The organism is Blastococcus sp. Marseille-P5729 (assembly GCF_900292035.1).
Taxonomy (GTDB): Bacteria; Actinomycetota; Actinomycetes; order Mycobacteriales; family Antricoccaceae; genus Cumulibacter.
In genome coordinates, this window is the sequence record NZ_OMPO01000003.1 from 199,007 (window position 1) to 211,352 (window position 12,346).

A 12,346-nucleotide genomic window follows, 5' to 3' on the forward strand; every position below is an offset into this window, starting at 1 on the left:
GTGAGCACCGACGCCTACCTGCGCTACCCGACCATTGCCGACGACCGGATCGTGGTCGTCGCCGAGGACGACCTCTGGCTCGTGCCGGCCACCGGCGGGCGCGCCCACCGGCTCACCGCCGACGCCGATCAGCCACGGTCGCCCCGCCTCTCGCCCGACGGCGCCCAGGTGGCCTGGACGGTCCTGCGGGACGGGGCGAGCGAGGTCTACGTCAAGGACGTCGACGGCGGACCGGCCCGGCGCCTGACCTACTGGGGTCAGGACCGCACCCACGTCCGCGGCTGGCTCAGCCCCACCGAGGTCCTCGTCGTCAGCACGGTCGGCGAGGCGGAGCGCTCGCGGTGCTTCGCGCACGCCGTCCCGGTCGACGGCACTCCGTCGAGGCGCCTGCCGTACGGCTGGGTCGCGGATCTCGCCATCGCGGCCAAGGGCGCCCTGCTGTCGACCACCACCACCGTCGAGCCGGCGTACTGGAAGCGCTATCGCGGCGGCACGGCGGCGCAGCTGTGGTTCGACGGTCGCGTCGAGCCCGGTGCGGACGGGCGCTTCGACCGCATCTTCCGCGAGCTGGAATCCAGCCTGGTGTGCCCGCTGCTGGTCGCGGACAGCGCCGGCAAGCCCCGCGTCGGGTTCCTGTCGGATCACGACGGCGTCGCGCAGGTCTACTCGGCACCGGTCCGCCGGGGCAAGGTTGTCGAGACCGAGCTGAGCTGCCACTCGGCCGGGGAGCACTACGCCCGGCACGCCAGCAGCGACGGGCGGCAGGTGGTCTACGTCGCCGGTGGATCGCTGTACCTGCTGAGCAGTCTCGACGCGGATGCCACGCCGGTTGAGGTCGACGTCCGGCTGGCCGGCTCGCGGGCGGGCCTGCAGCCGTCGATCCACGACCTGGCCTCGACGATCGACTTCATCAGCCCCGACCGCACCGGACGCGCCTCGATCGTCGGCGCTCGCGGCTCGGTGCACTACCTGCCGCATCGCCAGGGAGCCAGCCGGGTGCTGGCCGACGGCTCCGGCGTACGGCGCCGTCAGCCGATGGTGCTCGGCGAGACGAAGCGGGCGGTGTGGGTCACCGACGAGCACGGCGACGACGCGCTGGAGATCCTCGACCTCGCTGACGTGGGGGCCACCCCGCGAGTGCTGGTGCGTCCCGGACGGCTCGGTCGCGTCGTCGAGATGACCGCCTCCCCGGACGGCTCACGCATCGCGATAGCCAGCCACGACGGGCGGCTGCTGACGGTCGACGTACCGGCCAAGGTCTCGCGCGCAGTCAGCCCGAAGGAGCTCGATCGCAGCAACAACGGCGATCTGGGTGACCTCGCGTGGTCGCCCGACTCCGCCTGGCTGGCCTGGTCGCTACCCGATCGCGCTGACTCGATGGCGCGGATCAGGATGGCGAACGTCGGGGTGAAGGGTGCCGGGCCGTTCGACGTCACCTCGACTCGATTCAACGACTTCAGCCCGACCTTCACCACCGACGGCAAGCACCTGGCGTTCCTGTCCTACCGCTCCTTCGACCCGGTCTACGACTCCTATGTCTTCGACCTATCCTTCCCCGGCGGCTGCCGCCCCTACCTCGTGCCGCTCGCCGCCGACACCCCGTCGCCCTTCGATGCAGCGGTCGACGGACGGCCCCTCGACGGCGAGGAGGGCGTGCCCGGGCCCGAGAACCCCGACGACACGGCCAAGGAGAAGAAGGACGACGACAAGACCCCGCGCACCCGGGTCGATGCCGACGGCATCGAGCAGCGCATCGTCCCGTTCCCGGTCGACGCTGGCCGGCTGTCGTCGCTACGCGCCGTCCAGGGCGGGCTTGTGTGGGTTGTGCACCCGACCCGCGGCGAGCTCGGCGAGGACCTCACCAGCGAACCGCCTCGACCCGCCGTCGCCCACCTCGACCTGGGCACCGGGAAGGTGGAGACGATCCTCGATGCCGTGGACAGCGTCGAGGTCACCGGGGACGGCTCACGGCTGGTGGTCTTCCACGACGGAGCGCTGAGCGTCGTCCCGGCCGGGCGGCGCGTCGAGGAGGACGCCGCCGAACGCATCGAAGTCGACCTGACCCGCTCCACCGTCACCATCGACCCCGTCGCGCAGTGGCGGCAGATGTACGCCGAGGCCTGGCGACTGATGCGCGACAACTTCTGGCGCGCCGACATGAACGGCGTCGACTGGCCGGCGGCGTACGAGAAATACCTGCCGCTGATCGAGCGGCTCGGCTCGCACGACGACCTGATCGACCTGCTCTGGGAGCTGCAGGGCGAGCTCGGCTCCTCGCACGCGTACGTCGACCCGCTGCCAGCGACCGCGTCCGCCGTACGCCGCCAGGGGATGCTCGGCGCCGAGATCGCCTACCGCGACGGCGACTGGGTGATCGACGAGATCGTGCCGGGAGAGTCCTCCGCCCGCGCCGCCCGCTCACCGCTGATGGGCCCGGGGGTCGGCGTCCGGCCGGGAGACAGGATCGTCGCGATCGCCGGGCGCGCGGTCAGCGAGACCATGTCACCGGCTCGGCTGCTGGTGGGTACCGCGGGCAAGCCGACCGAGGTCGTCGTCCGGCCGGGCGCTCGCGGGTCGAAGCCGCGGCGAGTCGTCGTCACGCCGCTGGCCGAGGAGTTCTCGCTGCGCTATCAGGCGTGGGTCCGCGATCGCCGCGCGCACGTGCACCACCGCACCGGTGGCAAGGTCGGGTACCTGCACGTGCCCGACATGGTCTCCGGCGGCTGGGCGCAGCTGCACCGTGACCTGCGCACCGAGATCGGCCGGGAGGGGGTGATCGTCGACGTCCGCGGCAACCGTGGCGGCCACACTTCGCAGCTGGTCATCGAGAAGCTCGCCCGCACTGTCGTGGGCTGGGACGTCAGCCGGGGGTTCGAGCCGTACACCTACCCGATGGACGCCCGCCGCGGACCGATGGTCGCGGTGACCGACATGCACGCCGGGTCGGACGGCGACATCGTGACCGCGGCCATCCGCGAACTCGGGCTCGGCCCGGTCGTCGGCACCCGCACCTGGGGCGGTGTCGTCGGCATCGACGGTCGCTATCAGCTCGTCGACGGAACCGGGGTCACGCAGCCGCGATATGCCTTCTGGTTCGAGCGCTTCGGCTGGAGCGTGGAGAACTACGGCGTCGAGCCCGATATCGAGGTCGAGGTCAGCCCCCAGGACCGCGCGGCCGGCAACGACGTCCAGCTCGACCGCGCGATCGCCCTGATCATCACGCAGCTCGCGGCCACCCCCGCCAAGCAGCCCCCGCCGCTCCCGTAGGGGATACTCGGCCGCATGCCCGCTGCCGTGCTCATCCTCCTGGGTGCGCTCACGGCAGTCGGGCCGATCGCCCTGGACCTCTACCTGTCAGCCTTTCCGCAGATCGCCGCGGAACTCGGCACCACCCCGACCCAGGTCCAGCTCACCCTCACCGCTTGCATGATCGGCCTGGCCGTCGGACAGCTGGTCAGCGGCATCGCGAGCGATGCGCTGGGCCGCAAACGACCGCTGCTGGTCGGAATGGCGTTCTTCTTCGGGTTCTCGCTGCTGTGCATGCTCTCGCAGAGCATCTGGATGCTGATCGTCGCGCGCTTCCTGCAGGGCGTCGGCGGCGGCGCCGGGATCGTGATCGCCAGGGCCGTCATCCGCGACCGGACAACCGGCTGCTGGCACGGTGGTTCTCCCCGCACGCCCGGCTCGGCATGTCCATCGGTGGGATCGCGCTCGCGGGCGGCGTCCTCGTGCTCGCCGCCGCCCTGGACCGAGCGCCGATCTGGCTGGTGATCCTGGGATTCGCGCTGCTGCCGGCCTCGCACGGCCTCGGCTCGCCAAACGGCATCGCGATCGCGATGGAGCACCACGGCGAGCGCGCCGGGTCGGCGGCGGCGCTGCACGGCGTCCTGCAGTACAGCGTCGCGGCCTTCATGGTGCCGCTCGCCGGTGAGACGCTCCGGGGTGTATCGGCCGCGATCTGCGTCGTCGCCGTGATGCTCCTCGCCCTGCGGCTCACCGCGGGCCGTCGCCGACCCGCCCACACCTGACCGAAACTACGAGAACCCGGCACCCGGGTGAAAACCACGAGGATCCGCCACCCGGAGTGCACTGTGTACTTTGACCCCCGGATCTGCGTGGTCTTCCAGCGGCGGCAAGCCAGCGCCGCGCCGGACGCATACCCTGTACGGCGTGCAGCAACGGGGGTTCATCGACTACACCTTCCAGCGGCGCGCGGTCCTGCGCGAGCTCGCTGAGGGACGTCGTACCCGCGACGAGGTCTGCGACGCCCAGGCCTACCTGAAACAGGCCGCCGCCTACCACGGAGACCCCACCGACCGGGACTGCCCGGTGTGCGGGCGGCACAGGGTCGACCTGGTCCACTACGTCTTCGGCGACCGCTGGAAGATCGGCTCCGGGCAGGCCAAGACAGCCCGGCAGATCATGGAGATGGCGCCGATCACCAGCGAGTTCAGCGTGTACGTCGTCGAGGTGTGCCGAGGCTGTGGCTGGAACCATCTGCTCGAGTCCTTCGTGACCGGGATCGAGCTGCCGCCCCGGACCCGCAAGCGGCGCCGCGGCCCTGCCCCACCCGATGTGGCGGTCGACCTCAACGACCTCTGACCAGGCCCGCGCACCGCATCTGCGCTGCGGGAATGCGGTGCGGCTCACGCGCCCCAGTGAGTGACTTCATGCCTCGTTTGCCTGAAATCCGGCACACTGGTCGGACGCGGGTCATTCCCGTGTGCCCTTCTTCCCAGCAGTTGCGGAGCAGACCGTGCCAGACGGATCGCAGTCGGATCCCCTCCAGTCACCCGAGACCGAGAACGAGTCGGCCGATGTCATCAGGCCGATCCGGCGGCGTCAGCGCGGCCGCGGCTCGAGCCTGACAGCGGCCTCCTCGCTGGGCCTGAACCGCGCGAAGAAGCCCGGCACACGTTCCGCCCGCGACGAGCGGACGGCGCCCGCGGCCAGCCGCCGCCGGCGGATCTTCCGGGCCGCGGCCATCCTCGTCACGGTGCTGGCGTTCGTCGGCTCCGGCGTCCTCGGCTACGCGTTCCAGACCACGAACGTCCCGCGGCCCGAGGACGTCCAGGTCGCGCAGTACTCCACCATCTACTACGGCGGCGGCGAGGAGATGGCGCGGATCGGCGCCGAGAACCGTACGATCGTCGACCTTGAGCGGGTGCCTGAGCACGTTCGGCAGGCTGTGCTCGCCGCCGAGAACCGCACGTTCTACTCCGACCCGGGCTTCTCGCCCAGCGGCATCGCCCGCGCGGCCTGGACGAACTTCACCGAGGGCACCACGCAGGGTGGCTCCACGATCACCCAGCAGTACGTGAAGAAGACCTATCTGACGGACGAGAAGACGATCTCCCGCAAGTTCAAGGAGCTGATCATCGCGATCAAGCTCGAGCGCGACTACAGCAAGGACGAGATCCTCGAGTTCTACCTGAACACCATCTACTTCGGCCGCGGCGCGTACGGCATCGAGGCGGCGTCCGAGGTGTACTTCGGCAAGCCCGTCGAGCAGCTCACCGTAGAGGAGGCCGCCGTCCTCGCCTCCAGCATCCGCAGCCCGGCCGGGTACGACCCACAGAACCACCCCGAGGCCGCCAAGGCCCGATGGGACTACGTGCTCAACGGCATGGTGCAGAGCGACTGGCTCACCGAGGAACAGCGCCAGGCTGCCCAGTACCCGCAGGTGCTGCCGATCGGCCCCGGCCCGCTGAACCAGATCAACGGTCCCGAAGGCGTCATCGTGAACCGGGTGAAGGAGGAGCTGGCCACTCTCGGCTTCGACGAGGAGCAGGTCAACTCCGGCGGTCTGCGCGTCACCACGACGATCCCGAAGGCATCGCAGGACGCCGCCGTCCAGGCCGTCCAGGACCAGCTCGAGGGCGAACCGGAGAACCTCGTTCCCGGACTGGTGTCGGTCGACCCCACCACTGGCGCCATCCGGGCCTACTACGGCAACGCGCAAGGCACGGGGTTCGACTTCGCCGGGCGCGGATACCGCCAGCCCGGTTCGTCGTTCAAGACCTTCGTGCTCGCCGCCGCGCTCGAGAACGGCTTCTCGGTGTACACCAACCGCGCCGGGTCGTCACCGATGACCTTCCCGGACCGCAAGCAGCCAGTACGCAACTCCGGGGGCGGCGGATGCGGATCGTGCTCGATCAAGGAGTCGATCACCCGCTCGTACAACACCACCTTCTACGGGCTGGCCTACGACCTCGGCCCCGAGAAGGTCGCCGAGGCTGCGCACCGCGCCGGCGTCGGCTCCAAGCGGCTCGACACCGGGGAACCGACGTTGCAAGAGCAGAACGGCCAGGTCGCCTCGGCTATCGGCATCGGGCTCTACGAGGTGACGGTGCGCGACATGGCCTCGGCCTACGCGACCTTCGCCGCCGACGGCATCTACCGCGCGCCGTACATGGTGCAGAAGGTGACCGACGCGCAGGGCAACGTGCTGTACGAGCACCAGACCACCGACGATCGTCGCTTCTCGCACGAGGTCGCCAACGACGTCTCGTTCGGTCTGCGCGACGTCGCGTCGTACTCCAACGACCCCCTTGCCAAGGGTCGTCCGAGCGCGGCCAAGACCGGGACGGTGCAGCTCGGCGACACCGGGGCCAAGGACGCATGGATGGTCGGGTACACGCCCCAGCTCTCGACCGCGGTCTGGATCGGCACCGAGTCCTCCGAGCCGATCGTCAACGCCCAGGGCCGCACCATCTTCGGCGCCGGCGTGCCGGGCAAGATCTGGCAGCAGTACATGAACACCGCGCTCGCGGACGCCGAGATCATGAAGATGCCCAGCTCCGCGCTGATCAAGGGCACCGCGAAGAACACCGGCAGCACCGGCACGAAGAAGAAGCCGTCGCCCACCAAGACCGCGCCGAAGACGACGGAGGCCCCGCCCACCACGGAGGCCCCGCCCACCACGGAGGCCCCGCCGACCACGGAGCCGCCGCCGACGACCACCCAGCCACCGGCGACGACCCAGCCGCCGGCGACGCAGCCGACGACCGCTCCGCAGCCCACCACTGCACCTCCGCCGAGCCCGAACCCCCCGGCGCCCGGGCCGCCGCAGCCGACCGGCTGACAGCGGCCACCAGCGCCAGCGGACTCCCCGAGTAGCCTGGTCCGCGGACAGTGGGCATGGGCCCACCCGTGACGCTGCGAGGAGGGCGAGTGGGCTCGAGGACGCCGTACCGCTACGACGACCCCGCGCAGCGCGTCATCCCGAGCTGGACCAGCGCCGTCGGACGGGCCGGCGCCCGCGTGGTCGGCGGGCCGTGGGGTCGTCATGCGCGTACCGGGCAGCAGCGGTTCTGGACTCCCATGCGGGTGCTGTTCCTGCTGGCCACCATCTCCTTGACCCTGGCTTGGCTCAAGCAGCGCTCATGCGCCTTCAACCCGTGGGTGGACGGGATGCAGTACACGCACCTGTGCTACTCGGACACCATCCCGCTGCGCGGCATCGAGGGCATCGCGGACGGCGCCGTCCCGTACTTCAGCATGGACCCCTCGCTCGCGCCCGGCGACCAGAACTACTACTTCGGCCGCGTCGAGTATCCGGTGCTCACCGGCTTCTTCATGTACTTCGCCAACGCCCTCGCCGCGCCTGCTGACTGGGTGATCGATCTGGTGCACGGCGAGGTCAACGGGTGGGCCGGTTACTTCGCGGTGACCTGCCTGCTGCTGTCGCTGTGCTATTTCGCGGTCGTCTACTTCACCGCCCGCACCGCCGGACGGCGGGTGTGGGACGGCGCGATCGTGGCCCTCGCACCGATCGTCGTCGTCCACGCCTTCACGAACTGGGACCTGTTCGCGATGGCCTTCCTCGCGGCTGCGCTGTTCGCCTGGTCGCGGGAGCGCACCGTGCTGGCCGGCGTGCTGATCGGGCTCGGGACGGCGGCCAAGCTCTATCCCTTCCTGATGCTCGGCGCGCTGCTGGTGCTGGCGATCCGCACGATGCGCTGGCGCGGCTTCCTGAACACCCTCGCCGGCGCCGTCGGCGGGTGGGCGGTGGTCAACGTACCGGTGATGCTCGGGGCGTGGGCGGGCTGGCGAGTGTTCCTGGACCTGAACCGGGAGCGCCAGTCCGACTACGCCACCCTGTGGCAGATCGTCGAGCGGACCCTCTCCAGCGCGCCGCAGTTCGAGTTCGGTCGCGGCAGCTACGAGGCCGACCAGCTGCCGGCCAGCACCATCAACCTCTGGGTGTTCGTCGCGATGGCGCTCTGCTGCCTCGGGATCGCCATTTTGACGCTGGCCGCGCCGCACCGGCCGCGCGTGGCCCAGCTCGTGTTCCTGATCGTCGCGGCCTTCCTGCTGACCAACAAGGTGTGGAGCTCGCAGTTCTCTATCTGGCTGCTGCCGCTGATGGCCCTAGCGCTGCCGCGGTGGCGGATCATCATCGGGTGGGAGGTCGCTGAGACCTTCGTGTGGATCTGCGTCATGAACTGGTTTGTGCAGCGCGACATCTACTTCCACAACCAGGGGCTCGAGCCAGGGGCGGACACGCAGCTGCAGTCCGGCGTCGACTACGAGTGGGTGGCGCTGTTCGTGATGCTGCGCTCGGCGTTCGTGATCGCGATGATGGTGCTCGTCGTCCGCGACATCCTGTTCCCGGAGCATGACCGAGTCCGGGCGGTGGGTCAGGACGACCCCTCGGGCGGGGAGTTCGACCATGCCCCGGACCGGTTCGTGCTGCCGATCGGACGCCGCGGCGCCGCGCCCAGGCCCCCCGGCCCGCCGGCCCCAGCGCACACCGCAGAGGCCGACGCGCCGGCGGCTTGACTCAGGCCACGGCAGTCGCCTCGAGCTCGACCAGCTGGCCGGGGATCGCCAGCCGCGTCACGCCGAGCATCGTCGTCACGGGGGCGACCTCGGCGGCCGCGAGCCGACCCGCCAGGACGCCGTACTGAGGTAACAGCGCGTCGACGTCCGTGGTGTAGACATTGAGGCGGACGACGTTCGTCAGTGTCATGCCCGCCTCACCCAGCACCGCCTCGACGTTGTCGAGGCTGAGCGCGAGCTGCGCACCGATGTCGCCCGCATGCCGCGGTGCGCCGTCCGCACCGGTCGCCGTCTGGCCGGACACGAACACCGTGCGGGTGTGCCCGGAGACCACCTCGCCCTGGTTGAAGCCCATCTCGATCGACCATGTCACCGGGTTCAAAGCAACTCGTTCCACTACGTCTCCTGTCGTCGGCCGGCCCGGTTGCCGGAATCGAGGCGCTCCTAGTGGCGCCCGCGGTCGACCATCCAGGCAAATCACGCCACCCTGTGTCAGGTATGGCCAATAACGTAGGGACATGCGCGCGGACAGGCTGGTGTCGCTGGTGCTGCTGCTGCGCCAGCGCGGGCGGATGACTGCCGAGGCGCTCGCGCAGGAGCTCGAGGTGTCCACGCGAACGGTGCTTCGCGACATCGAGGCGCTCTCCACCGCAGGGGTCCCGGTGTACGCCGAACGGGGTCGCTACGGCGGGTACGCGCTGCTGCCGGGGTTTCGCACCGAGCTGACCGGGTTGAACCATGACGAGGCGGTGGCGCTGCTGGCGGTCGGTTCCGGACGAGAAGGAAAGACCTTCGGGCTCGGACCAGCGCTCGCTTCGGCGATGCGGAAGGTCTTCGATGCGCTCCCCGAGAGCCAGCGAGCCGCGGCCGGGACGGCGACGTCCAGGTTGCTGCTCGAACCGCGCACCGATCTGCTCTCGCGACCGGTCGCGCCCCCGGAGATCTCCGACGACGCGATGACGGAGGTCCGGCGCGCCGTCCTCGGCGGCCACCGGCTGCGGATCAGCTATGCCGCGGCAGGCGAGCAGCCGCGATGGCGGGTCGTGGATCCCGTCGGACTGGTCGCCGTCCGCGACACCGGTTATCTCGTCGCCGTCCGTGACGGCGCGGACCGCACCTACCGGCTGTCGCGAATCCACGCCGCCGAGGCGCTCACCGAACCGGCGTACCGGCCCGCCCAGGTCGATCTGGATCGGGTCTGGCAGCACCGGTGCGCGCAGTTCCTCTCGGAGAACCACCTGGGCGTCACGGTCCGGGTGCGCGACACCGTGCGGGAGCAGATCCTCGGCGTCGCCGAGGGGGTGCGTTCCGAATCGCGAGAACCGGGCGGGTGGCTGCGGCTCGATGTCGCCTTCCAGGACCACCGGCACGCCGTCTGGGCCATCTGGCAGCTCGGTCCGGACGCCGAGGTGATCGGTCCACCCGGGCTGCGCGAGGCGCTGCGAGAACGCGCCGCGCTCGTCGCCGATCGTTACCGTGACGCCGGCCCCGGTCTCGCCGACGACCACGCGCCGGACGTCGGCCGCCCCGGCTCGTGACAGCGCGGGACGTCGATGGCGCCCGCCGGGTGCTACAGGGCCGCGCGGAGGAAGGCGATGTCGTCGGCCTGCCCCTCACCCGGTGTCTCGACGACCACGGGCGCACCCGCCGCGAGGACGACCTCCTGCAGCAGCTTCGGGTCGATCTTGCCCGTGCCGATCGTGGCGTGCCGGTCGCGACCGGAGTCGAACTCGTCTCGCGAGTCGTTGCAGTGCACGAGATCGATTCGTCCGGTGATCGCCTTGACCTTCTCGACCGCCGTGACCAGGTCGATGCCGCCCGCGTGCGCGTGGCAGGTATCGAGGCAGAATCCTGGGTTGTAGTCGCCGACCGCGTCCCACAACCGGGCCAGCGCGTCGAGGCGCCGCGCCATCGAGTGATCGCCGCCGGCGGTGTTCTCGATCAGGATCGGTGTGTCGAAGCCGCCGTACTTTTCGTGGGCCTCGGCGAAGGCCTTGCGCCAGTTGTCAGCACCGGCGGCCGGGTCGTCGTCCTTGGTGACATGTCCGCCGTGCACGATCAGTCCGCGTGCGCCGACGGTCTCGGCGGCGGTGGCGTGCTCGCGCATGATCTTGCGGCTCGGGATCCGGATCCGGTTGTTGGTCGAGGCCACGTTGACGATGTACGGCGCGTGAATGAACACCTGAACCGCGGAGCCCCGCAGCTCCTCGGCGTCCGGCCGCGGCTTGGGCTTGTGCCACTTCTGCGGGTCGGCGAGGAAGAACTGGACCACGTCGGCCTCGAGCTCGGCGGCGGTCACCAGGGGGTCGGCGTCGCGGACGTGTGCGCCGACCTTAATCTCTGAAGTGCTCACCCCTCGACTGTACGGGCCATCGCTGACAGGGTGAGTGCGTAGCAGAGCCCATGACCTAGGAGTGAGACGTGAACCCTTCGAGCCTGCCGCCGCAGGGCCGATACTCGGATCCGCGCATTCAGCAGATGGTGCTCGATGAGCTGGAGCGCAAGGACATCCGGCCCGAGAAGTTCTACTTCACCAGCGACGACTGGATGGTCTCATACGACGGACCGGTGCCGGCCTGGAACAGCGTGTTCGGCATTGCGCCGTACCGCAAGGACGGCCAGACCTACTACGCCGAGTGCGGTGTCTCGCAGCGCTACGACGCGCACAGCGCGCAGTGGGGAGAACCGGCTGCAACGGTCAAGGAGGGGCTGCCGCTGAGCGATGCGGACTTCGAGGCTGCGCCGAGCTCGTTGAGCGCCGAAGGCGGGGCACCTGACAGCTCGGGGACGGTTCTCGCCCCGGCAATGCCCGGTGGAGTCCCCGAGCCTGGCCAGGCTCCCGCCCGTGACGCGGGCCCGGAGGCCGACCGGGCGGCGGATTCGCCGGAAAGCGAGACGAGCGCCGAGGAGTCGGCGGGCCAGGATGGCGAGTCGGGTGCGCTGGCGGGGTTCGTCGGCAGCGGTGAGGCGCCCGATCGCGCGGATGCGACACCCGATCAGGGCGGGCACAGCGTGGACGACGCGCGGGCGGCCGATCTCGCGACCACCCCCGCGGCCGAGCCCAGCCCGGAGCCGAGCCTGATGCCGGGGCAGAGCCCGGAAACTGGCGCGAGTGTGGCGGGATCGACGAACGTCCCGGACTCCGGTCGTCATGCGCGTCCAGACGAGGAGTCTGCGGCCCACGAGCCGGTCATGGCCACGCCCTCCGCGCCGCAGCCGGCGATTTCCGAGCCCGCGCCACCGGCGGAGCCGGGCGAGCCGTCCGAGCCGGACGCCGTGGCCAGTAGCGAGAACGGGCAGCGCGATCTGGCTCATCCCGGTGGTGGGTCGGCTGTCTACGGTGGCGATGCGATTCACGCCGCCGATCCGGAGGCCGGCGAGCGCGGCGGGCAGGCCAATGTCTCCGGCTATGCGCTCACCGTGCGCGAGGACGGCACGGCCGAACTGCAGGTCCCCCTGGGCGGCCAGGTCACCCTGAGGTGGGCCGGCCAGTAACCCCGATCTTGGAATGTACCGCTCGCTGAGCGAGCGGTACATTCCGAAATCAGGCTGATCACGGCAG

10 protein-coding genes are annotated in these 12,346 nt (G+C 70.4%); 8 read left to right on the forward strand and 2 right to left on the reverse strand.

The features are described from left to right. From DAA40_RS13840 to DAA40_RS13865, 6 genes are all read left to right on the forward strand, one after another. Positions 1 to 3,267, forward strand: coding sequence for a S41 family peptidase (locus tag DAA40_RS13840; protein WP_106850329.1), 3,267 nt, complete (start codon positions 1 to 3; stop codon positions 3,265 to 3,267). A 15-nt stretch (positions 3,268 to 3,282) separates the two neighbouring features. Next, on the forward strand, positions 3,283 to 3,771 hold the full coding sequence (locus DAA40_RS13845) for an MFS transporter (RefSeq protein WP_106850330.1): 489 nt from the start codon (positions 3,283 to 3,285) through the stop codon (positions 3,769 to 3,771). Continuing rightward, on the forward strand, positions 3,768 to 4,028 hold the full coding sequence (locus tag DAA40_RS13850; protein WP_158716450.1) for a hypothetical protein: 261 nt from the start codon (positions 3,768 to 3,770) through the stop codon (positions 4,026 to 4,028). The genes DAA40_RS13845 and DAA40_RS13850 overlap by 4 nt, the downstream gene beginning before the upstream one ends. Before the next feature lie 142 nt (positions 4,029 to 4,170). Beyond that, positions 4,171 to 4,602 (forward strand): DUF5318 family protein, encoded by a 432-nt coding sequence (locus DAA40_RS13855; RefSeq protein ID WP_106850332.1) that lies wholly within the window; start codon positions 4,171 to 4,173, stop codon positions 4,600 to 4,602. A gap of 154 nt (positions 4,603 to 4,756) precedes the next feature. After that, complete coding sequence (locus DAA40_RS13860) at positions 4,757 to 7,084, forward strand: transglycosylase domain-containing protein (RefSeq protein ID WP_234356389.1); 2,328 nt, start codon at positions 4,757 to 4,759, stop codon at positions 7,082 to 7,084. 89 nt (positions 7,085 to 7,173) lie between these two features. Then, positions 7,174 to 8,784 (forward strand): glycosyltransferase family 87 protein, encoded by a 1,611-nt coding sequence (locus DAA40_RS13865; RefSeq protein WP_158716451.1) that lies wholly within the window; start codon positions 7,174 to 7,176, stop codon positions 8,782 to 8,784. Position 8,785: 1 nt separating this feature from the next. On the opposite strand, the gene DAA40_RS13870 is transcribed toward DAA40_RS13865, so the two are convergent. Continuing rightward, positions 8,786 to 9,181, reverse strand: coding sequence for a RidA family protein (locus DAA40_RS13870; protein ID WP_106850334.1), 396 nt, complete (start codon positions 9,179 to 9,181; stop codon positions 8,786 to 8,788). A 121-nt stretch (positions 9,182 to 9,302) separates the two neighbouring features. Between DAA40_RS13870 and DAA40_RS13875 the strand changes: the two genes are divergently transcribed. After that, positions 9,303 to 10,322, forward strand: a complete 1,020-nt coding sequence (locus DAA40_RS13875; RefSeq protein ID WP_106850335.1) for a YafY family protein — start codon at positions 9,303 to 9,305, stop codon at positions 10,320 to 10,322. Between the two features lie 32 nt (positions 10,323 to 10,354). Here the strand turns inward: DAA40_RS13875 and DAA40_RS13880 are convergent, their stop codons facing one another. After that, positions 10,355 to 11,137, reverse strand: coding sequence for a deoxyribonuclease IV (locus DAA40_RS13880; RefSeq protein ID WP_234356390.1), 783 nt, complete (start codon positions 11,135 to 11,137; stop codon positions 10,355 to 10,357). A 68-nt stretch (positions 11,138 to 11,205) separates the two neighbouring features. Between DAA40_RS13880 and DAA40_RS13885 the strand changes: the two genes are divergently transcribed. Beyond that, positions 11,206 to 12,279, forward strand: coding sequence for a hypothetical protein (locus DAA40_RS13885; protein ID WP_106850336.1), 1,074 nt, complete (start codon positions 11,206 to 11,208; stop codon positions 12,277 to 12,279). The last annotated feature ends 67 nt before the right edge of the window (positions 12,280 to 12,346 follow it).